Raw genomic sequence first — 21,643 nt, forward strand, 5'->3', positions numbered from 1 at the left:
CTTCGCCTTGTCCGAGGTGCCGTCTTTGACGTGAACGTAGGCCATGAGTGGCTTGATGGCCTGATACATTTCCCACTCATCCTGCTTGTTGCCGGGCTTGTCGCGGTCGTCCATGAAGACGGGGTTGCCCGTGTCGAAGACCCACTTCATGCCGGGCACGGCCTCGGCCATGCGCTTCACGTAAGTCGGGCTCATCCCGCCCCAGTTCATGCAGTTCTCATGCACGACGGTGAGGCTGGCATCGGCGAAGCGCTTGTTGATTTCGTTCATGCGCTTGATGCGCTCGGGGGCGAACTGCTCCTCGTCATCCTTGCCGTCGGTTTTGCACACGGCGTAGCTCATCACGCGGATCAGCTTCGCGCCGAGGCGCTGCATGCGCGGGATGGCGCGGCCGATCTCGGCCTCGGTGACGCTGAAGTCATCGGTGATCTTTTTGGCCCAGTTGCCGATGAGGGAGCCGAAGCCGCTGATTTTCATGCCCTTCTCCTCGAGACGGGCGACGACCTTGTCGAACACGGCGTCGGGGATTTCGTGCAGGTTGCCCTTCACGCCGTCGAATTCGACGATGCGGGACTCGATGCTGTCCCAACCGAGTTCCTGGTGGGCCTGGATTTGCACATCCAAAGATGCGCCTGCTTCGTCTGCGATGCCGGTGAGTTTGATCATGGTCGGGGAAGGGGAGTTGGAGCGTGATTCATGGCCGCAGGGAGCGCATGCGCAAGGAACAGTTCGTCTGCGAAGGGATTGTTCTTTGACAAAACACCCATCAGGGGCGGACCGTACCGGATGTCCCGAGAGGAATCTTCCACCCAACGCCTCGAAGTGCTGCTGTTCGGCGGCACGTTGTTGCTCTACGTGGTCGTCACGATCCTGGCTCATCGTCCGGACTTGATCTGGGATGAAGGGCGCTATCTGTGGTTCGCAAAAAATCTGACGCAGAGCTTCTATCTGACGCCTGAGATGCAGGACCTCCTTAATGGGCCGGGTTATCCGCTGGCTCTCGCACCTCTGGTGGCCCTGAAGGTGCCGCTGGTGGGATTACGGATGCTGAACGCCGTGTTCATGGCGCTGGCGGCATGGTTCAGTTTTCGTGCGGTTCTTCCATATGCGGGTCGGCGTTGGGCGCTGGCCGTGGCGCTGGTGACAGCCCTACATCCCAGTCTTGCACGGACGGCTCCCTATTTGATGACTGAGGCACTGGCGCTGTGCTGCATCGCGGGTTTTGCGTGGGCCTTCACGACGGCGTTGAGAAGGGAAAAGCCAGGCTGGATTCCGATCACGACCGCCGCGTTCGCCTTTGCCTGGCTGACGCTCACCCGGGTGTTCTTTGGCAATGTGATCATGGCCAGCCTTGTGTTCATCGTTCTGTTTCTGCCGTTTTGGAAAAGTCAGCGCGCGGGACTGCTGCGTACGCTGGCGGTGATGACGCTCGCTTTCGTGATGAGCAGTCCCTGGCTGCTCTATACGCATTCGAAAACCGGAGACGTCCTCTGCTGGTCGACGAACGGTGGCGAACTGCTGTATTGGGCCACCAGCACCAAGGAAGGTGAAAACGGTCATTGGTTTTCCGAAGAGGATGCGCAGAACATGCCGGAACTGGTCGCCCGTGGTCATCGTGAATTCTATCAGACCCATTTCTATCTGCCGGTGAAGGAACGCGAAGCCGCGCTCAGGGAGAAAGCATTCGAAAATATCCGAGCCAACCCCAAGGGGGTCATCAAAAACTGGATCTGCAACTGGAGCCGCCTCGTGTTTGGCTTTCCGCGTTCTTTTCTGCCGGAGGAATTGACGACGGTGGTGCTGGTGCTGGTAAACGGCCCCATTGTATTGCTGGTGCTGGCAGTGCTGGGCATTGGTCTGAGATCCTGGCGCACGGTTCCTTTGGAAGTGGTGATGTTGGCTGGCATCTCATTCATCTATCTCGGGGGAACGAGCCTGCTGCCGGGCCTTCCGCGGTACACAGCGGTGATCTGGCCTTGGATCGGCGTGGGAGTGGGGGCGGTGCTGTCGAAACACATTCGGCTTAGGCTGAGCTGACGGAGACACATGATTGTGTCCGGGTCCGTGGATTCTCACAAATGAGAAGATGCGGAGTAATTAAGCCGCAAAAAAGATAATTTCCATAAAATCACCTTGCCTATGATAAAGTGCGGTTTATCATGGTAATTATGAATTCAACTAGCAAATCCGCTTTCCGGCCTTCCAAGGTTCTTGTCTGCCTGGGCACCCGTCCTGAGTTGATCAAATTTGCGCCGATGATCAAAGCGCTGGAAAACCGCGGCGCGGGTCTCGTTACAGTGAATACCGGCCAGCACACCGACCTGCTGCAGCCGCTGTTTGAATTGTTCGGCATTCGTCCACACCACAACTTGGAAGCGATGGTGGCGGGGCAGAGCCTGAATGCGCTCGGAAGCCGCTTGCTGGAGAGATTGGATCCGGTGCTGACCTCTGAAAAGCCAGACCTGGTGCTCGTGCAGGGAGATACGGCCTCCGCAGTGATGGGATCGCTGGCTGCCTTCAATCGCGGCATTCCCGTGGGTCATCTGGAGGCCGGGCTGCGTTCCGGGAATCCTCTCAGCCCGTTTCCGGAAGAGATGAACCGCCGTCTGGTGGGGCAGATCGCCGGCTATCACTTTGCCGCGACGGAACGCAACCGTCGCACACTGTTGGATGAAGGTGTCGACGCTGATTCGATTCACTTGGTTGGCAACACTGTTGTGGATGCGCTGCGGCAAACGCTGGCCACCACGCGGCCAAGCAAGACTGTGGAACTCATGCAGCAGTGGGCGGCGGGAAAACGTCTCGTGCTCGTCACCACCCATCGTCGTGAAAACTTTGGCGAGACAATGAGTCAGCATCTGCGTGCATTGCGTGAGTTCATCGAGAGCGAACCGGATTTGTGCATGATTTTCCCGGTTCATCCGAATCCGAACGTGCGTTCCGCCGTCGCCGCTGAGCTAGACCACCATCCGCGCATTCGGCTGACCGATCCGATGGGCTACCGTGATTTTGTGCACCTGCTTTCCGGCACCTGGCTGATCGTCTCCGACTCCGGCGGCATTCAGGAAGAAGCCACGGCGCTGGGCAAGCCGATGATCGTCCTTCGTGAGAACACGGAGCGTCCCGAGGCCGTCGAGTGCGGCGTCGCACGCCTCGTGGGTGAATCTCCCGAACGTCTGCGTGAAATGCTGCGCACCGCCTTGATCGACGAAGTCTGGCACGCGAACGCTAGCCGCTCCCGCGATGTGTTTGGCGATGGACAGACCGCTGAACGCATCTGCGACCTGCTTTTGGGTGCCAAAAACACGACTTCCGTCGTCAAGCCGATGCGTCTCGCCGCCTGAGTTTCTTCCTTTCTCGCCTCATGAAGCCTGCAGCCAGCATCTCGCTCGATCTCGACAATCTTTGGAGCTACCTGAAGACTCAGGGAGCTCCTGGGTGGGAGACTTTTCCGAGCTATCTGGATCTTGTCGTGCCGCGCATTCTGGACACGCTCGACCGCTGCGGGCAGCGCATCACCTTCTTCATCGTCGGTCAGGATGCGACCATGGAGTCGAACCGTGCGGCATTGAAGAGCATCGCCGCCGCCGGGCATGAGATCGCGAATCATTCATTCATGCACGAGCCCTGGCTGCACCTTTACAGCCGTGAGCAGCTTCATCAGGAAATCCGCGATGCCGAAAATGCGATCGCCTCCGTCACCGGTAAGACGACACGCGGGTTTCGTGGTCCTGGCTTCAGCACCTCGCCGCTGGTGCGCGATGTGCTCGCCGAGCGCGGCTACGCCTACGACGCCTCCATTTTTCCGAGCGCGCTCGGTCCGGTGGCGCGTCTGTTCTTCTTCCTGAACTCCAAGCTTTCCGCCGAAGAAAAGGAGCAGCGCAAAGGTCTCTACGGCAAGTTCAGCGACGCGTTCGGAACGCTTCAGCCCTTCGCATGGGAAAATGGCCTCGTCGAGGTGCCGGTGACCACGATGCCGCTGCTGCGCCTGCCGATGCACACGACCTACCTGATGTTTCTCGCGCAGAAGTCCGAGTGGCTCGCGAAGTTTTATTGGAACACGGCGGTCACGCTCTGCCGCGTGCGTGGTGTGGCTCCTTCGCTGCTGCTGCATCCCACGGACTTCCTCGACGAGCAGGATGTGCCGGAGATGAACTTCTTTCCTGGAATGAAACTGCCTGCCGCCAGGAAGACGGCGCTCATCGAACACACAATTCGAAGCCTCCAGCAGCACTGGCAGACGGGAACCATGAGCGAGCATGCCGCCGCCTCAGTCCTGCCAGGTGCCGCATCCGCACGCCTTTCCACCCTGCACGCCTAACTCAAACCCACACGCGTTAACACCCATGAAGACACCTACACAGGTCAACGAAGTCGCCATCGTTCTCCCCGCTTACAACGAAGAGAAGGATCTGCCAAGCCTCCTTGAGAACATCCGCACGACCCTGGCGGACATGCCCTTCAAATACACCGTCGTTGTGGTCGATGACGGATCAAAGGACCGCACTGCGGAGATCGCCCGCGAGGCGGCAAAGATCATGCCGTTGAAGCTCATCCAGCATGAGGTGAACAAAGGACTCGGCGAGGGAATTCAGACCGGCCTCCGCGAGGGCTGGCACATCGGTGAGGTCGTTGTGGTCATGGATTCCGACAACACGCACAACCCTGTGTACATTCAGGACATGGTGAAGGTGATTCAGGAGGGCGATGCTGATGTCGTTATCGCTTCGCGCTTTCAGGCGGGCAGTGTGGTGCAGGGCGTTCCGTTCTTCCGCCAGGTGCTCAGCTGGGGCTGCTTCCTGATGATGAAATCGCTGCTTCCGTATCGCAACGCGCGCGATTACTCCACCGGCTTTCGTGCCTATCGCAGTCTCACCTTGGGCCGTCTCATCAAAAATGCCGGTCCCAAGTTCCTCGAGGAGTCCAGCTTCGCCTGCATGCTCGAACTTCTGCTCAGCCTGCGCTGGGTTGGTGCCCGGGCCGTTGAGATTCCCTACACGCTGCGTTACGACCTCAAGGTCGGCGTCAGCAAGATGCGCATCATGCGCACCATTCGCCGCTACTTCAACGTCATCGGCAGATACTGGGCGAAGGACGTGCTGCAGGATTCCAGCGAACCCTCTCTGGGAGAGCTTCGCCGTCAGGTCCGCCGCCAGGCATAACCCTTTCCCATCCGCGCTTCATGTCTGCTCCTTCCAAATCCATTGCCGTCCTCGGCGGCGGCATTTCCGGCCTCACCTGCGCTCTGCGTCTCGCGCAGGAGGGGCATCGGGTGACGTTGATGGAGGGATCGGAGCAGTTGGGCGGTCTCGGGACGTTCTTCGAACATGACGGTCGCACGTTCGAAAAGTTCTATCACTGCATGCTGCCGAGCGACGGACCGTTGCTGCGTGTGCTGGAGACACTGGGCATTCGCGACGAGGTGTACTGGAAGCCCACCACTTTCGCCTATGCCCATGAGGGACGGTTCTTCCCGCTCAACACGGCCGTCGATCTGCTGAAGTTTGCACCGCTGCGTTTCATTGATCGCATCCGTGTCGGCATCACCGGACTGTATGGCCGTCTCGTTTCGGACAAGGGGCTCGACCAGATCACCACGGTGAAATGGCTCACGCGTCTCTCTGGCGACCGTGCGTTTGCGAAGTTCTGGCGTCCGATGTTGGAGGCCAAATTCGGTGACCGCCATCATGATGTGCCGGCGCTCTGGTTTTGGACACGGTTCAACCGTGAGAAGGGCGAATCAAAAGGCGAGTGCAAAGGCTACATCAAAGGAGGGTACAAGCACATCACCGACACGTTCGCCCGTGTGCTGCAGGCGCTTGGTTCTGAAATCCGTCTTAACACGACGGTGCAGTCCGTCGATCTCGATGACGACGGCCGCACCGTTGTCACCACTGATGCTGGCAGGGAGAGCTTCGATCAGATCGTCATCACGCTGCCGACTCCGCAGGTGGAAAAGATTGTTGGGCCCGCCATGCGTCGCGAGATGCCACCGCTCGACACCACGACGGACTATCAGGGGGTGATCAACTGCCTGCTTTTCCTCAAGAAGCCGCTCACCACCCACTACTGGCTGGCGACTCCAGGTAGCGAGCATCCATTCGACGGTGTGGTCGAGACCTCGACGCTGACCGACACTGCGGACCGCGGTCAACGGCATGTGGTGTATCTCACGAAATACCTTCATCGTGACGACGAACGTTTCAGCGTCGGTGACGAATGCATCCGCGCCTATTGGATTCCCGCATTGCAGGAGCTTTTCCCTCAGCTGCAAGATAGTGACATTGAGGCCACTCATATCTTCCGCGCATCGTTTGTGGAGCCGATCTACAAACTCAACCAGATGAAACTGCGTCCGCCGGAAGAACTGGTCACTGGCAAAGTCTATCTCGCCAACACCGCGCAGGTCTATCCTGTCGTCACTTCTTGGAACGGCAGTGTCACTCAGGCTGAGCGGACACTTGCTGCCATGGGGGTAGGAGTGTCGGCCCCAGTCACTGCGACGGCAGACACCGCCGTTGGCTCGCGAACGGCGGAATTGAAGCTTACCAAGCCCCGCGCCAGTGCGCAGCCCCTGCGTCCTGCCGTGGCGAAGGCGTGAGTCACTTCAGGGCGCGAAGCGCCTCGGGCCCTGAGCCAGCATGTTCCTGCAGGCTGACCAACTCGACGTCAGGCGGGCAGACGTATCCGGGTGGTGGTTCGTCCGGCAGCAGCACGCGCAGGCGGCGCAGTCCTGGGGATACGGTTTGGCGGATCTCCCGTTCAAGCAGTTCGGCGCTGCGGCAAAGTTCGGGGGGGCAGGACCACAAGCCAGAGAGATCTTTCCCGTCGTAGTGAATCACCGGGGAGTGGGAGAGGAACTCCGCCACCGGTCCTTCCAGGCGATTCCAGCGCAGCAGCATGCGGTAGTTGACCTCGGGGTGCTCGCAGACGACCGCGCCCCACTTGCGCTTGTATTGAAACACGCCGTCGTACAGGAAGGGGCGGCTGCCTCCGAGAAAAATCTCCGTGCAGTGCATGTCACGCGCATGTCCGATGGAGTGGACGTAGAGCGCGGCGAGCGCCCGCTGTTGCAGCAGCTCCATCCTCCCGTCTGCGATTCCGAGGGCCACCCGGTGCAGTGTTCGATGGTTGACGTAGACGATGTCAGCTGCTTGAACCTCCTCTTCACGGTGAATCCATAGTATGCCTCCACGTTTAAACTGCCGGCGCAGACTCCATCGAGGTCTGAGATAGGCCAGCGAACCGTGTCTCCGAGCGATGTAGGGTTTGTAAAAATGATCATAGAAGGTGTCGAAGTCCGCCTTCGAAACCGAAAACCTGCGTCCGAAATGGTTCCTTCTTAGATAACGCATGTCGCCCTCCACGCGGGAGTGGGAGTGGGCGAACGCTTGAAGGTCTTCAGGAACGGGCATCCACGAGGCAATCCAGGCCGGAGACTGCAGCCAGGACTGGTCAAAAAAACGCCGTGCTGTCAGGCGGTCCACACCGACGACGGTGAGATCGGCTGAAGCCTGAAGCCTGTTCAGGGTCTGCGTCAGTTTCCACACAGGAATCATTCCCACCGGCTCTGTCCGAGGTTTGCTCTTGAAGAGTCTCAGTGCGATGTAGTCGCACACCCGCGGCATGCCTGCTGCCAGCAGGGTCACCGGATGGCCGGAGGAACGTGACAGGCCATGTTTCAGTGATACCGGCACCCGCCAGTTGGTCACGGGCAGCAGCAGTGACAGGAGTCGTTTTACATATTTTTCGACGGTTTGGATCATGCGTGTTCGCATGCAATACCGTTGCATGTTGGCCGAATCTACACTGCAACATGAGGCTTCTGTTTTTTTCTGGCCGAAGAATGTGCCCGGGCGCACAGTTCACCCAAATTTAATGCACTCATCTCTCCACACATCGGCAGGCACATCCGTCTGGGAACAGAAGGGGATCACAGATGTTGTCGCGGCGCGTGCCCTGCTGCACTTGTTGCGGCGGCGTGACCTCCTGCACTCCTACGGCGGCGATGGTGAATCAGGCACCCTCGTCAACCGGTTCAATGACCGGGGACGCGGGCAAGGGGTCAGCTTGAGTCCCAACATGATTGCCGCCACGCCTCCGATGCCGGAACTGCTGGCCTATCATCGTTCGCTTGGTCTTGGCCCTGAACGAGTTATCTGCCCGACCTATCGTCCGCGCGTTCCGGTGACAGCTTCTTTTCTCAAGGACAGTGAATTGATCGCCCGGTTGCGTGCCGACTCTTCACTCCAAGGCATCTTCTTCCGATACAAGGACGCTGCCGCGGTGGAACTGGCAAAGCGGCTGGGGCTGAGGTGCGTGGGTTGCGAGGCATCGTCAGAAACTTACGCGGCCCTCAACGACAAGTCGCGCCTGGCTGAAGCGGGGCGTGTTTACGGATTCGAAACTCTTCCGGTGCGCGTTCCGGAGACGGTGGATGGAGTGCCGGCTGCATTCGAGGAACTTAACAAGTTGTACGGCGCAGGCTGCATTCTGAGAACCGGGCGGGGCGCAGGTGGTTTTGGTCTCTCGCTCACACGAACGTCATCGCAGGCAAGCCGTGCATGGAGCCGGCTGCGAACGTCCGGTCAGGTGATCGTGGTTCCTTTCATACCGCCATCGAAGCAGGGGCGAAATGTCAGCCTTCACGGCTATGTGGCCGGCGGGCAGTTCGCCCCCGTGGTCGTTGTGGACCAGATCGTGAACGGTTTTGGCTTTCGTGGGGCACGTTGCGAGCAGGCGTTGTCGGAGGACGAGTGTGACGCGATTCGCGCCAGCCTGCCGGGACTCGGCCGGTGGATGCAGGCTGCGGGCTACGAAGAGGCGCCGGCCGGTGTGGACGGGTTTCTCATGCGCGGTTCGGAAGGACTGCGCTTTGTGGTGATTGATCCCAACATTCGTGCCACCAACACGATGAGGCCCTGGTCCGTGGTGGCCGACCTTAGTGAGCGGACGGGCCGTCGTTTCGTCTGGCTGTTTGAGTGGATGGTTTTTCTGGGACCGGTGCGAGACATGCAGCAGCTCAGTCAGCGACTCGGGACGGATCTGCTCAATCCGGTGACGCTCGATCAGGGAGGTATTTTACCCAGCGTCATAAACCGTTTTGGCCTGGGGCCGGCAGGGGCGTCGCGCATGGAGATCATCTTTATCGGAAGAGACCCCGCCCATTTGAAGCATCTTCTCAGCCGTGTTGCCGAACTGGGGTTTCGTTATGTGTGAGGCTTTCAAAATACTTGTGGTGTCGGGAGGGACACGTGGTTAGCTCGTCTTCCAAGATGGCCCTTCATCTCCGTGATTTACCAGATCTCGTGTGCACGTCTTTGGGCCGGGCCAAGTGTGCCGCCGCTTGGAATTATGCCAGCTTTCCTCTGTTCGCGCCAGTTGCAGCGCTGTACCGCCGTCTCGTGGTGCGGAAGACGCGCATCATTGCTGTGGTTGGGTCCCAGGGAAAGACGACGGCGCAGAGCGCGGTGTGCGCAGTGCTCGGACTGCCTGATAACGGACGGGACAACAGGAACTCGTGGAGTGATGTCGCGTGGCGCCTGCTGCGGGTGCGTCCGCGAACTCCTCGGGCGGTTTTCGAGGTGGGCATCGCCAAGCCGGGGCAGATGAGGCATTACGCTCGCATCCTGCGCCCACAAGTGACGGTAGTCACCACCATCGGCAGTGACCACAACCGATCACTGCCAAGCCTGGAGGTTACGCGTTGGGAAAAGGCCGCCATGGTGCGTGCTCTCTCAGCCGAAGGTCTGGCTGTGCTCAATGGAGATGATCCCAATGTTGTCTGGATGAAAGGAGAAACAAAGGCACGAACGATCTTCTATGGCTTTGGCGCCGCGAACGACGTGCGTGCGGAGGAGTTTGCCGTTGACTGGCCCCACGGAGCCAGATTCACGCTTCACGCAGGCGGACAGAGGCGCCAGGTGAGGAGCAGGCTTCATGGCCGGCACATGGTCTATCCTTTGCTCGCTGCCATTGCCGTTGCCATCGCCGAGGGCGTGGATCTCGATGCCGCAGTTAGCGCGCTGGAATCTCTCAAACCCGTCGCAGGCCGCATGGAGATGCTTCTTCTGCAGAATGGCGCACGATTGCTCTGCGACGACTACAAGGCGTCACAAGAGAGCTTCTTCTCAGCGTTGGACGCCTTTGAGCAAATTCCGGCACGCCGGCGCATCGTTGTCCTGGGGGATGTAGGCGAGCCCGTGGGAAGCAAGCACCGGCTTTACCGTGAGATCGGAAAGCGTGTGGGCTGCATGGCCTCGCGCGCTATTCTCATAGGCTCCAGCCGAATGCGGGACACAGCCCGGGGAGCCATTTCTTCCGGGATGTCCCCGGATGCCATCACCGGCGGTTCGGATGTGGGCGTATTGAAGGCTGCGGAGCTTCTGCGTGCGGAATTATGCGAAGGAGATGTCGTCCTCATCAAGGGACGCACCACCGATCGTTTGCGCAGGGTCATCCTCGCCCTGCAGGGGCGTCAGGTGCGCTGTGACATCCGTCTCTGCCAGGTGGGTGACATGGAGTGTGACGCATGCAACAGATTGGAAAGCGGCTGAGGGGATTCGGAAAAACGTGCGGCCTGAACCGTGCTTTTAATTGTGTGCGTCAACGTGTCCGCGCTATAATTTTCGATCCCAAATGCTAACGGTTGTACATCAATGCGGGAACTGATCATCAACTACACCCCGACGGGAATGATTCCGGTCAAGGAGATGACACCGCATGTGCCAGTGTCGCCAACGGAAATCATTGAGGATGTCCACGCGGCATGGGAAGCCGGCGTCACGCTCGCCCACTTGCACGCGCGTCATCCGGACGGCAGACCGGCGTACGAGCGCCGAATCTACGCACAGATCTTCGAAGGAGTGAGGCGGCATTGTCCCGACCTGGTGATCTGCGCCTCGTTGAGCGGAAGAACATTCCCGGCTTTCGAGCAACGCTCGGAAGTGCTCGAACTGGAGCCGGACATGGCGTCATTGACCCTCGGCTCGATGAACTTTGCGCAGGAGCCTAGTATGAACAGCCCCGACATGATCGCGAAGCTGGTAGAGAAGATGAAGCATCATGGAGTGCACCCGGAACTGGAGTGCTTTGACGGCGGCATGATCAACTACGCGAAATTCCTCATCGGCAAATCAGTGTTGAAGCCGCCATTTTACTTCAACATTCTTGTTGGGAACGTCGCAACGGCGCAGGACGACCTTCAACAGGTCGGACTCCTGATCAATCAGCTGCCTGACGGGGCGATCTGGTCGCTGGCGGGCATAGGGAAGTCCCAGCTTCGTGCAAACACTCTCGCCATGCTCGAGGGCGGCGGCGTGCGCGTGGGACTCGAGGACAATCTCTGGTTCGATGCCGGGCGGACTCGTCTGGCGACAAACTTGGAACTGCTCCGTCGCATTCACGAACTGGCCGCCGTTTTTGAAAGGCCGGTCATGAAGCCGGCTGAGTTTGGCCGGCTCGGTTTCTACAATCAAAAACGCTCACCACAGGCATGAGTGAGAGCTTTCCCCGTCGTGTCTGGAGGGTTGCACGCCATGAAGGCTGGCGCAGTTTCTTCGTCCGGTCCGTGGCGGCATTCGGCTACCGCCGCCTGATTTTGCTGCAACGATCGTTGAACGAGCCTTTCCCTGAACTGCGCGCCTCGTTGCCGTTGGTCATCGACTGGCTGGATTCGGAAGCGGAGGCGGATTACAAGGAGCTCGTTTACGGAACGCCGGATGGTAAGGTCGCGGACCGGCTGCAGCAAGGAGATCGGTGCCTGACTGCGCGTGTGGACGGGAAGCTGGCAGCCGTCATGTGGGCCAGCACAGGCAGTGCGCGCCTCGGTTTTCTGGACCTGAGAATGCCGCTGGAACCGGGAGACGTCTATCTCAACGGCGCGTTCACCAGCCCCGCTTTTCGTGGTCATTCCATTGCTCCTGTTCTCAGCGTTGAAATGCTGCGCAGGTTTCATGAAAGCGGATTTCAACGTGCGGTTCGTGCCACCGTGCCGGGGAATGAGCCTGCACTGCGGGCGCATGCCAAGGCCGGTTTCGCACCTTATGCCGTCATCGGCCGTTTCAAACTGGGCTCGTGGAGGCGGGACTTTTGTCGGCCGTGGAAGACTGCAAAGGAATGACCGTGCGGAATTTGCCGCTGCGGGCCCGGACCAGATCGTCCCGCTGACATCTCGCGATGCTTATCCGCATGGATGGCCCGGTGAGCCTTTGCGTGAACGACTTCAACTGTTCTTCCTGGTTCGCGTCAAACTCGTTTCCGGTCACCACGCGGATAACCAGAGAATCAGCCTTTTCCTGAACGAACTGGGTCTCGCGCAAGCCTGTGACGAACTCAGGAAGCACGAAGAGTGAGGTGAGATGGCGGCCGTCCGGAGTCACCACGCATTCCTCCTGCCGGCCGTGAATCGCCTTCACCAGCGGAAAGGTGCGTCCGCATGGACATGGTTGCGGATCACGGAACAGCTCGAACGTATCTCCTGTCTCGTAGCGGATGAATGGCATGGCACGGTTGTGCAGACCGGTGCCGAGGCCTTCGGCGAGGAGGGTCGTTCCGTCGGGGGATGGGCGGATGTTGGTAAATTCGAGCAGGCCGTAGTCACTGTTCACATGCCGTCCACCTTTCTCGCACTGTGAGACGGCCACGGTCCGTTCCATGTGACCGTACGAGTCAAAGATCAGGCAGCCGAATATATCTTTGATCAATGCACGCTGGTGCGGCAGCAACGTCTCGCCGGTGGAAATTACGCCGCGCAGCGGTCGCGGCCGGACGCCGGCCTCCTCCATGCTTAAGGCGAGGTGGTAGACCGTCGATGCCACGCCTTTGAGTATTTTACAGTCGCGACGTTCCAGCTCTCGTGCCATCAGAGGTGCGTTGGTGGGCGAAACCTGATGACTGCTCAGGTTTAGGCGTCTCAAAAGCGGCTGCCAGGCTTGGATGTCGTCGGACTTGCGGGTGAGAAAGTAGACCGAGCCCAAATCCGCGAACGAGTCCCCCAGTCTGTAACCGGCCCAGCTCCAATGCCGCCAGTAGTAGGCAAATTCGAGCGCATTGGCGTTCTTGTCGTGCAGCATGGCAAACGGCGTTCCCGATGTCCCGCTGCTGTGATATTCGACCGGATGCAGTCCGCGAAGGCGCGAGGCATGCAGGGCTTTTCCTGCTGATCTAGCCTCGGCACGGCTCAGGACCGGCAGCTTTTTCAGGTCTTCGTTCGTCCGGATGTCCGAGGGCTTCAATCCTGCCGCATCGAACTTCGCCCGGTAGATCGGCACGCTGGCGTAGCTGTGCGCAAGTATCTCATTCAGGCGCTTTTCCTGCATGTCCGCCAGCGCCTCGGGCGCCTTCCACTGGTTGCGTTCAAACTCACAGCGCAGCCGGTTGATGAGCAGCGGGTGGAAAAAGTCGCGGATTCGGAAAACGATCGCCATGGCTGGTTGAAGACGGATCGACACAACCCGACACGGCCTCTCTGGTCGTGTTTCCCCGGGCTTGTCAACGCAGAAACGCCTTGGCTTGGACGGAGGAAACTCTCCTTGAACATCGGCCTCAATGCAGGACATAGCAAAAAATGCCCGTCCCTCCGTCTGTCTCTTCATCATCCGTTCCATCAGGCAACCCCCCGTTGATCATCTTGGGCGGCGGCCCTGCGGGACTGGCCACCGGCCATTTTGCGCGGAAAGCCGGTCTCGAATTCCAACTCTTGGAAGCATCCTCCCGTTTCGGCGGCAATGCGGTGACCTTTGTCGAGGACGGGTTTCGGTTTGATTCGGGAGCACACCGTTTTCATGACCGCGATCGCGCCATGACAGCGGAGATCAAGTCACTGCTCGGTGACGAGCTGCTGGAGTGCGCTATTCCAAGCCAGATCTACCATCACGGGAAGTTTGTCGATTTCCCGCTCTCTCCGCTCAATCTGCTCCGCGCTCTTGGTGTGCGGTCCAGCCTGCGTGCTGCGGGCGACCTGCTTTCCGCCCGTATAGGGAACAGTGGATCGCTCGAATCCTTTGAGCATCAGGCTGTTCGCACCTACGGCCGTGACATCGCCGACCGTTTTCTACTGGGCTACTCGGAGAAGCTGTGGGGGCTGCCCGGATCGCAGCTTTGTCCGTCGATTTCCGGCAAACGTCTTCAAGGATTGGATCTGCGCACGTTCTGGCTGGAGACCTTTCGGGGGCAGAATGCCAAGTCAGCGCACCTCGACGGGCACTTCTATTATCCACGGCTTGGGTTTGGCACGATCGCAGACAAACTGGCTGCCTCCTGCGGCCAGGAACGACTGCGGGCCGGCGCACGTGTCACGGGATTTCAGCATGACGGGCGCCGCATACATGCCGTGGAGGTCAATGGGGAGGAAACCATGCCGGTGTCCAGAGTCATCAGCACTCTTCCTCTTTCTTTGACGGCCAGGCTGCTTGGTCGCGCACTTCCTGCTTCGATCGAGAGCGACATCGCGCGTTTGAAGTTCCGGCAAGTGGTGCTCGTGGCCCTCTATTTGAACAAGCCTTCAGTCACGCGCGTCGGTTCGGTCTATTTTCCTGACCCGGGATATCCGATGACAAGGGTGTATGAGCCTCGGAACCGCAGCGCCGCCATGGCTCCTGAAGGACGCACCATGCTGGCAGTGGAGATTCCCTGCTGGTCCACCGATGAGATCTGGAAGCAGGATGACGATCAACTGATACGCCTCGTTGCGGACAAGCTCCAGGGCTGCGGCTGGTACCGCGAGGACGAACTGGCGGGCGGATGTGTGAAACGCATTCCAAACGCCTATCCGGTACTCGAAGCCGGCATCCAGGACGTCGTGAAGCGAATTTTGGACGCGACGTCCCGGTTCGAAAACCTCACGATTCTTGGCCGCAACGGCGAATTTCGCTACACGCACACGCACGACATGCTTCGACTGGGCCATGATGCGGTGGAGGCACTCATGCAGGAACAGAACCGGCCATGAGAACGGCGGATTCCAGGCTTTCGCAGGCCGGACGAATTCGCGTGATCCTCTTCGTGCTGTCGATCTGTCCCGTCGTGGTGCGGAAGACGGGTGGGTTGCAACTGCCAGAGGGCACCATTTCGGGCACGTGCTCGACAACGTTTATTTGGTTTTGCTTTGTCTCTCGGTTTATCTGACCTTTTTGCGCATGCCTGCTTCCGATGAAAAATGATCAAGCCATGACTCTGCTGCTGCGTGTCGTCCGTGTGGGCGCGGTGGTGTTTGCTGCAGCCTTTCTTGGCGTCGGGATGTATTTTGCTCTTGCCGAGCCCTCAGATTCCAACCGCACGCCTCGTGCGGTGCTGACCGGTTCCAAAGATCTGCTGCTGCGCCATAACGAGGTGCGGATGATCCTGATGGGCGAAAACATCTATCAGCTGGCTCTGGACGACACGTTGGAACAGAGAGCTGAGGAGCTTCTTGGCCCCGGGCATCTGCTGGACCCGGATTATTTTCCTTCCACCCTTTTGCCCGTTCTGCTGCTGGCCAAGTTTCCCTTTCTCGTGGTGAGGGTGGTATGGCTTCTCGTCAGTCTGGGGTCGACCATTCTGCTGATTCAAACCATGCGATGGATGATGGGACGAACTCTTCCAGCCGCCGCCGACCAAGCTTTGATGGTCTGCCTCTGGGTTTGCGGCATCCCGTTCTGGAGCTGTCTGGCCATGGGGCAGGCTTCCCTCTTTTCCCTGGCATTTGTGCTGGCGGCGTTTCGCGCAGACTCCTCCGGACGACCGTTGCTCGCTGGACTGCTGTTGGCGTTGGGCGTCTTCAAGTACGCTCTCATCTGGCCGCTGGTACTGTTCCTCTTCATCCTTCAGTGGCGTTGGCGCTGCCTGCTGGTCGGCGGCGGTATTCACCTCGTGGTGCATCTCGTTCTCTGCCGTATCATCCACGCGAATCCGATCACCATTTTCGCGGATGTTCTTCATGGGAATGGAAAGGTTTTCCATTTCAGCCGGATGCTCACCGTGTGGCTGCCATTTCGGTCCTGGAACCGGACGTTTCCGGACTTCATGCTTCCGTCACAGTTGTTGGGGGCACTGCTGCTGCTGGCGCTGCTGGTCGGGCTTGGATGGCTGTGGCTGCGCAGGAGCAAGGAAGATCGCACTCATTTGCTCATCTGGCTGGCGGTGCTGGAGCTGCTCGCCGTCCTGGCCATCTCAACGAGAATCTTTGCCCACATGTACACCCTCCCGGTGCTGCTGCTCGCCTGCGCCCCTGTATCTTTTGCCTTCACGCCGTTTCAACGCGGACGCCTCATCACCTATGTCCTGTACCTGGCCTATGTACCCGGCGGAGTGGACGATGCCGGGTTGTCTGCTCCGATGATGCATCTGCTGCATCAGTCCTTCAACGTCGTGCTGGCGATGCTGGTGGTTGAGATGGGGCTGCTGTTGTTCCGGTTGGAACGTGGCACCGGCCAGACAGAGTCGCACAGTCGGTAAGATGGTGTTCGCCTCACGTGACCAACCCAGATGCATTCTGCCATCGAATGCCGAGCATCTGCTCAGCGTCGAGGGCTGACTCCTGTATCTTGAGCGTCGCTGACTCGAAATAAAACACCGGAGCGTACGATCCGAACACGAGCCGGTTGGCCGGCCAGGACTTGAGCAGGTTTTCGACGCCGGCGACACCTTCGACCATGGCGAAGTCGAGCCACGTGTTCGGGCAATGCTGCAAATGCCGCAGTACCATCGCCGCGTTTGCATTGAGCAGCATGACTCGCGCTTCGTTTGCCGCTTCCATGATCTCCGATAGCGGTTGGAGATCGACGGTAGGCACTCGGACTTGAGGATGTTGCGTGCGCTCGTCCTCCATCTGCACCACCAGTTGCACGATCATCCGATGATTAGCTGTCAGGCCGAGCAGTTCTGGAAACGCGGGCGTTTCCAGGTCATAGCCATGGTAGTTGGGATGCAGGCGTATCACGCGCATGCCATGGTCTTCGGCACAGCGTTTCACATCATCCTGCCAGTCCGGCAGCGAAAGATTGATCGTGCCACAGGGGCGAAGCATCGTGTTCCGGCAGGCGCGGGCGAGTTCTCGGTTCACCTCCGCCACGTCGCGACGCAGCAGTCCTTCAAACGCACCGGCCCAGGCTTCCGTGACGCCTCGCTTGGACAAGGATTGAACGAACTCTTGTGCGTTCTCAGCCGCGAGTCGTCGAAACGGATGCGAACCGAGATAGACATGGCAGTCAGTCAGTTTCAGCTCATCAGCTGCACGCAACGATGATGCCGCCAGTGCGGCGCTGGAGCGCAGAATAAAATTCCGGCGGTTCATGCGGCCAGCATGAACGATTCGGCGGGGGGAGAAAAGCATTTCCTCCCGCCTTGCGCCGGTTTGATGCACGCGTAGCTTTGAAACAGAGCACAATGAACTGGTACTACAACAACGCCGGAGCCGCCGAGGGACCCATGGACGATCAGGCCATGACCGAACTCGTCCGGGCCAAGAAGCTGGCGTCGGATTCTCTCGTCTGGCATGCCGGGCTCGAGGCATGGCAGTCGGTTGCGGTGCTTGCTCCCGCCTGGTGGGCGGCGTCTCTGCCCACACCGGCCGGCAGACCGCCTGAGACGGCGAAGAAACCGGTCAAAGAAAAAGCCGATGCGGGTGCACGGCGTCTGGCAGGGCCGAATGCCCCGACGACCAAAGCCGCCGAGACGAAAGAAAGCGGCGGCTTTTTGAAACGCCTCTTTGGCTTCGGCAAAAAGAAAGAGAACTGAGGTCACGCCTGGACGCCCTTGGCCTTCAGGATCGGCAGCATCAATCCGCGCAGGTTGTCGCAGAAGATTTTTTGTTTGTCCGCATCGCTGATCTGCGCGCCATGAACTTTGGCAAGCTGGCTGGCGAAGCTGCGTCCGCCACAGTCGCTGCCGTAGATCACGCGTGAAGCGCCGAGTTCGCGCACGGCCATCTCCGTGTAGCCGGCGGTGGGGTCGGAACCGGCGAGATCGGCATAGAGGTTTGTTTGTGCACGGATTGCGCGAATGCCGAGTTCCCACGTGCCGCCGGTGTGACCGCAAATCATGGGAACGTGGGGAAACCGTTTTGCCAGAGACACGAGATCGTCGGGCGTCGATTCGCCGGGATAGTTGCCGTTTGTCTTGAACCAGGTGTGCTGGAAGATCACGGCCTTTAGGTCCGCGGCACGCCGGATGATCGCGTCGATCGCCGGCACGCTGCATTTTTCCGCCACCCACAACTTCACGCCCACCATGGGGCCCTTGGCGACGCAGCGTTCGAGTTCGGCGAGGCTCTCTGCGGGATGTTTGGCGCTGAGATACACAAAGCCGAACGTGCGATCGGGGTATTTGGCCAGAGCGCGCAGAACGTCGTTGTTCTGCTGCACGAGATCCGCCGGTGACGGATCCTGGGACCACTTCAGGCCCATGTACACACATAGCCGCTCGATCCCCATGCGGTCGGCATAAACAAGCAGATGCTTGAGCCGTTCCTCAGGTGTGAGGCCGGGGACGCCGGAGAGATGACAGTGCAGGTCCCAGATGCGCATGGTGATGGAATTGAAGCGGAAGCCGTTCTGGGCGGCAATGTTTTCTTTGCGACTGGGAGTGTTCGCTTCACTTTGAAATCATGCCCACAACCAAACCCACCGATGTCCGTGTCACCGCCGCCGAAATTTTCTTCCTTCCCGTTACGATGCGTGTGCCGCTGAAGTTCGGTCCGGAGACTGTGACCAGCGCGGTGTGCCTGCGTGTGCGGGTGACGGTGACCGACCAGAATGGCAAAACGGCCCAAGGCTGGGGGGAAACACCGTTGAGCGTGTCCTGGGTGTGGCCCAGTTCTTTGAGTGTGGCCGTGCGTGCGCAGCGCATGCAGGACTTTTCGATGCTTCTGGCCAAACGGCTGGTGGAGAGCGGCTTTGCAGGGCATCCGATGGAGATCGGCCAGGATTTCATGCACGGTCCGCTGGCGGCGACCTTCAAGGAGGCCAATGCAGCGGCGGGTGGTGATGAAATGCCCTATCTGGGTTCCCTCGTGGCCTTCAGCGCCTTCGACATTGCCGTGCATGACGCGTATGGAGTGCTGCACAACCGTGACATCTACACGACTTACAATGCGGAGTTCATGAGCCGAGACCTCTCGGCATTCATCACGCCGGAAGATGGCAGTGGCATTGATTTCTCAGGGCGTTATCCGCAGGATTACCTGGTGATGGACGCGCCGAAGCAACTTCCTGTCTGGCATCTCGTCGGAGGCGTGGATGCCCTTGAGGCATCCGATTTGACCGGTAGTGAACCGAAGGACGAACATCCTCTTTTGCTGGCCGACTGGATTCAGCGTGACGGCCTGAAGTGTCTCAAGATCAAGCTGCGCGGCACGGACGCCGCGTGGGACTACGAGCGCATGGTGCGCGTGGGTCGCATCGGCTTCGCGGGCGGCGTGCGCTGGCTCAGTGCGGACTTCAACTGCACGGTGAAGGAGCCGGCTTACGTGAACGAGATCATGGACAGGCTGCTGCGCGACGAACCGGAGATCTATGCTCGCACCTTGTACGTCGAGCAGCCTTTCCCGTATGACCTTGAGGCGCATCAGATCGATGTGCGCAGCGTTTCAGCGCGCAAGCCGCTGTTCCTTGATGAAAGTGCGCATGACTGGGAATTTGTGCGTCTTGGCCGTCGTCTCGGCTGGTCAGGCGTGGCCTTGAAGACCTGCAAGACGCAGACGGGTGCGCTGTTGAGCCTGTGCTGGGCCAAGGCGCACGGCATGCCCCTCATGGTGCAGGATTTGACGAATCCGATGCTCGCCATGATTCCGCACGTGCGCCTCGCCGCGCATGCAGGAACCATTCAAGGCGTGGAGTGCAACTCGATGCAGTTCTATCCGGACGCTTCACTGCCTGAGCAGCAGATCCATCCAGGACTGTTCCAGCGTCGCAACGGCATCGTGGATCTGAGCACCCTTGGCGGCCCAGGTTTCGGTTATCGTGCGGAGGAGGTGAAGCGCGAGCTTACTGCAGCTCCTCAATCGTGATCGTATAGCGGTGCGGGCTGTCGCCGTTGCCGAAGATGATCTTGTTCTCGCCGGTTTTCAGCAGGCTGGTGATGCAGCCGGCGTCCACGGAGACGTGCTCGCCATTCACCCAGGAGCCGAGCTTGCTGCCGCGGTCACGCAGAATGAAGTGACCGTGTTCGAAGTCGATTTCACAGTGATTGCGTGAGAGTTGGTAGGGTGCGGATTCCTCAATGGAGAGGTCGTTGCGGGCGAGGGCCGATACAGCGGTGTCGAAGTAAGCGCGGCCGATACGGAAAGGCAGCTTCGTGATGGTCTTCTCCACGGGTTCGTGGTTGAAGCCGGTGTCGGTGTAGTTCGAACGAAGCTTTACCCGGAAGACAGGTTCCTTGGCCGGTCTGGCCTTCGGAGTCAGCGGTACCGTGGCGTTGGTGGTCGTGGTCAGCAGTAGGTCGGTTTTGCGGATGCGCTCGAAGAGCGTGGCAAGATACACATGCAGGCGTTCAGGTCGCTGGACGATCTGCTGTTCGAAGTCGCCCTCGCCGATGGTTTCGACCGTGGTGTTTTCGATCGCGGTGACGGTGGCGGAGCGCGGGCGGTCCATGATCATTCCCATCTCGCCAAAAACCTCGCCTGGTCCGATCTTGGCGAGCGATTGTACTCCGTGTGAGGTGTTGATCGAAACCTCGACCATTCCGCTCACGACAAAGTAAGCCTCTTGGGATTTTTCGCCCTCGCGGAAAATGACATGTCCTCGCTGAAAATGTTCGGTGGCCATGCGGCAGGAGAGTACCGGGTGGGCTTGTCTGGTCAAGCCTCACGTGCGCAGTCATTCAGAGCCGTCGGATGACCACCTTGCGAATGCGCGCATGGGTCGCGTAGCTGGCAAAGCCAAAAGGAGCGCATTTTTCGATGTCACCGGCCCTCAGGCCAAGCTTGTGCCCCTTGGTGCTTACATTGACGAAGAGTTTGCCATCGATCCATGCCTGAATGTCGTTGTCGCGCACCTCGATGCGCACCTGGTGCCAGCGGTTGTTTTCAAAGGTGCCGTTGCCGCGCGTGTTGTTCTCATTGGCATCCATGTCGTCGATGTTGGAGATGCCGACGAGCGAACCGCCCCATCCGCCGACAACGAGCGAGACGTGGGAGTCGTCCACAGGGAATGTGACGGTGCCGAAGAAGTCATTTCCTTCGACCCGCATGGCCTCATACTCGATAGAGTATCGTATCACCGGCATGAGTGAAGATTTCCATCGTTTCTCACTGAACACCGCGCCGGTCATCGGCTGGCCGGGAAACAGTTCGATCTGGCCCTTGTCGATGTGCTGAGCGGGTGTGAAGACGACTTTCCCAGACTCTGGGATGTCAGCCTGCTTCCATGCTTTGGCGAACTGCAGACCATTCAGAGGAAAGATGTTTTGCGACGCAGGTCCGCACTGCGCGAGTACAAAAAAGAGGCAGAGCCATGCGGCCCTGCCTCCGATCCGTTTGAGGGCGTGTCTGATCATCCTTTCACATCATAGCAGGAGATGAACTCCTGATCACGCAGGTAAAGCTTGCCGTTGCTGATGACGGGATGGGTCCAGATACGGCCGTCGCGAGCGCGCTGGGAGCTCTGTGCTTCGAGCTTGAAGCTGCTGACCATTTTCCATCCTTTCTTCGAAACCTCCACCAGAGCGA

At 59.3% G+C, this 21,643-nt stretch carries 20 protein-coding genes; 13 read left to right on the forward strand and 7 right to left on the reverse strand.

What is annotated here, in order from left to right; translation table 11 throughout:
- On the reverse strand, window positions 1-666 hold a 666-nt coding region (locus KDL09_RS19325), incomplete at its 3' end, for a TIM barrel protein (protein ID WP_294388872.1).
- A 120-nt stretch (window positions 667-786) separates the two neighbouring features.
- Between KDL09_RS19325 and KDL09_RS19330 the strand changes: the two genes are divergently transcribed.
- The 5 genes from KDL09_RS19330 to KDL09_RS19350 all read left to right on the forward strand — a co-directional run bounded on the left by KDL09_RS19330 (window position 787) and on the right by KDL09_RS19350 (window position 6,601).
- Window positions 787-2,037, forward strand: a complete 1,251-nt coding sequence (locus KDL09_RS19330; RefSeq protein WP_294388874.1) for a glycosyltransferase family 39 protein — start codon at window positions 787-789, stop codon at window positions 2,035-2,037.
- Between the two features lie 131 nt (window positions 2,038-2,168).
- On the forward strand, window positions 2,169-3,344 hold the full coding sequence (gene wecB, locus KDL09_RS19335; RefSeq protein ID WP_294388876.1) for a UDP-N-acetylglucosamine 2-epimerase (non-hydrolyzing): 1,176 nt from the start codon (window positions 2,169-2,171) through the stop codon (window positions 3,342-3,344).
- Window positions 3,345-3,364: 20 nt separating this feature from the next.
- On the forward strand, window positions 3,365-4,321 hold the full coding sequence (locus tag KDL09_RS19340) for a polysaccharide deacetylase family protein (protein ID WP_294388878.1): 957 nt from the start codon (window positions 3,365-3,367) through the stop codon (window positions 4,319-4,321).
- Between the two features lie 25 nt (window positions 4,322-4,346).
- The gene (locus KDL09_RS19345; RefSeq protein WP_294388881.1) at window positions 4,347-5,162 is read left to right on the forward strand and encodes a glycosyltransferase; all 816 of its coding nucleotides are present in this window, start codon (window positions 4,347-4,349) and stop codon (window positions 5,160-5,162) included.
- Window positions 5,163-5,182: 20 nt separating this feature from the next.
- Window positions 5,183-6,601, forward strand: coding sequence for an FAD-dependent oxidoreductase (locus tag KDL09_RS19350; RefSeq protein WP_294388883.1), 1,419 nt, complete (start codon window positions 5,183-5,185; stop codon window positions 6,599-6,601).
- 1 nt (window position 6,602) lies between these two features.
- On the opposite strand, the gene KDL09_RS19355 is transcribed toward KDL09_RS19350, so the two are convergent.
- The gene (locus tag KDL09_RS19355) at window positions 6,603-7,766 is read right to left on the reverse strand and encodes a hypothetical protein (RefSeq protein ID WP_294388885.1); all 1,164 of its coding nucleotides are present in this window, start codon (window positions 7,764-7,766) and stop codon (window positions 6,603-6,605) included.
- 25 nt (window positions 7,767-7,791) lie between these two features.
- On the opposite strand from KDL09_RS19355, the gene KDL09_RS19360 reads away from it, so the two are divergent.
- From KDL09_RS19360 to KDL09_RS19375, 4 genes are all read left to right on the forward strand, one after another.
- Complete coding sequence (locus tag KDL09_RS19360; protein ID WP_294388886.1) at window positions 7,792-9,219, forward strand: hypothetical protein; 1,428 nt, start codon at window positions 7,792-7,794, stop codon at window positions 9,217-9,219.
- 56 nt (window positions 9,220-9,275) lie between these two features.
- Window positions 9,276-10,556: a Mur ligase family protein gene (locus tag KDL09_RS19365; RefSeq protein WP_294388888.1), complete on the forward strand. Its 1,281-nt coding sequence runs from the start codon at window positions 9,276-9,278 to the stop codon at window positions 10,554-10,556.
- 102 nt (window positions 10,557-10,658) lie between these two features.
- Entirely contained in the window at window positions 10,659-11,498 is an 840-nt protein-coding gene (locus KDL09_RS19370) for a 3-keto-5-aminohexanoate cleavage protein (protein WP_294388890.1), read from the forward strand.
- Window positions 11,495-12,121 (forward strand): GNAT family N-acetyltransferase, encoded by a 627-nt coding sequence (locus tag KDL09_RS19375; RefSeq protein WP_294388892.1) that lies wholly within the window; start codon window positions 11,495-11,497, stop codon window positions 12,119-12,121. Before KDL09_RS19370 ends, KDL09_RS19375 begins: the two co-directional genes overlap by 4 nt.
- On the opposite strand, the gene KDL09_RS19380 is transcribed toward KDL09_RS19375, so the two are convergent.
- Complete coding sequence (locus KDL09_RS19380; RefSeq protein ID WP_294388894.1) at window positions 12,063-13,607, reverse strand: hypothetical protein; 1,545 nt, start codon at window positions 13,605-13,607, stop codon at window positions 12,063-12,065. The two genes, KDL09_RS19375 and KDL09_RS19380, sit on opposite strands and share 59 nt — an antisense overlap.
- Between KDL09_RS19380 and KDL09_RS19385 the strand changes: the two genes are divergently transcribed.
- Both KDL09_RS19385 and KDL09_RS19390 read left to right on the forward strand, forming a co-directional pair.
- Entirely contained in the window at window positions 13,568-14,950 is a 1,383-nt protein-coding gene (locus KDL09_RS19385; protein WP_294388895.1) for an FAD-dependent oxidoreductase, read from the forward strand. The genes KDL09_RS19380 and KDL09_RS19385 overlap by 40 nt on opposite strands.
- 218 nt (window positions 14,951-15,168) lie before the next feature.
- On the forward strand, window positions 15,169-16,434 hold the full coding sequence (locus KDL09_RS19390) for a glycosyltransferase 87 family protein (protein ID WP_294388896.1): 1,266 nt from the start codon (window positions 15,169-15,171) through the stop codon (window positions 16,432-16,434).
- A 13-nt stretch (window positions 16,435-16,447) separates the two neighbouring features.
- On the opposite strand, the gene KDL09_RS19395 is transcribed toward KDL09_RS19390, so the two are convergent.
- Window positions 16,448-17,272: an amidohydrolase family protein gene (locus KDL09_RS19395; RefSeq protein ID WP_294388898.1), complete on the reverse strand. Its 825-nt coding sequence runs from the start codon at window positions 17,270-17,272 to the stop codon at window positions 16,448-16,450.
- Window positions 17,273-17,322: 50 nt separating this feature from the next.
- Here KDL09_RS19395 and KDL09_RS19400 point away from each other — a divergent pair, with 50 nt between their 5' ends.
- Window positions 17,323-17,715 carry a DUF4339 domain-containing protein gene (locus KDL09_RS19400; protein WP_294388899.1) on the forward strand — a complete coding sequence of 131 codons (393 nt, stop codon included), beginning with the start codon at window positions 17,323-17,325 and terminating at the stop codon, window positions 17,713-17,715.
- Window positions 17,716-17,717: 2 nt separating this feature from the next.
- Here the strand turns inward: KDL09_RS19400 and KDL09_RS19405 are convergent, their stop codons facing one another.
- Window positions 17,718-18,503: an amidohydrolase family protein gene (locus tag KDL09_RS19405; protein WP_294388900.1), complete on the reverse strand. Its 786-nt coding sequence runs from the start codon at window positions 18,501-18,503 to the stop codon at window positions 17,718-17,720.
- Between the two features lie 80 nt (window positions 18,504-18,583).
- Between KDL09_RS19405 and KDL09_RS19410 the strand changes: the two genes are divergently transcribed.
- Window positions 18,584-19,984: a mandelate racemase/muconate lactonizing enzyme family protein gene (locus KDL09_RS19410; protein ID WP_294388902.1), complete on the forward strand. Its 1,401-nt coding sequence runs from the start codon at window positions 18,584-18,586 to the stop codon at window positions 19,982-19,984.
- On the opposite strand, the gene KDL09_RS19415 is transcribed toward KDL09_RS19410, so the two are convergent.
- Both KDL09_RS19415 and KDL09_RS19420 read right to left on the reverse strand, forming a co-directional pair.
- The gene (locus tag KDL09_RS19415) at window positions 19,962-20,741 is read right to left on the reverse strand and encodes a cyclic nucleotide-binding domain-containing protein (protein ID WP_294388904.1); all 780 of its coding nucleotides are present in this window, start codon (window positions 20,739-20,741) and stop codon (window positions 19,962-19,964) included. The genes KDL09_RS19410 and KDL09_RS19415 overlap by 23 nt on opposite strands.
- A gap of 55 nt (window positions 20,742-20,796) precedes the next feature.
- The gene (locus KDL09_RS19420; RefSeq protein ID WP_294388906.1) at window positions 20,797-21,471 is read right to left on the reverse strand and encodes a family 16 glycoside hydrolase; all 675 of its coding nucleotides are present in this window, start codon (window positions 21,469-21,471) and stop codon (window positions 20,797-20,799) included.
- Window positions 21,472-21,643 lie beyond the last annotated feature (172 nt).

Origin of the sequence: Prosthecobacter sp. (assembly GCF_020439865.1) — a bacterium.
Taxonomy (GTDB): Bacteria; Verrucomicrobiota; Verrucomicrobiia; order Verrucomicrobiales; family Verrucomicrobiaceae; genus Prosthecobacter.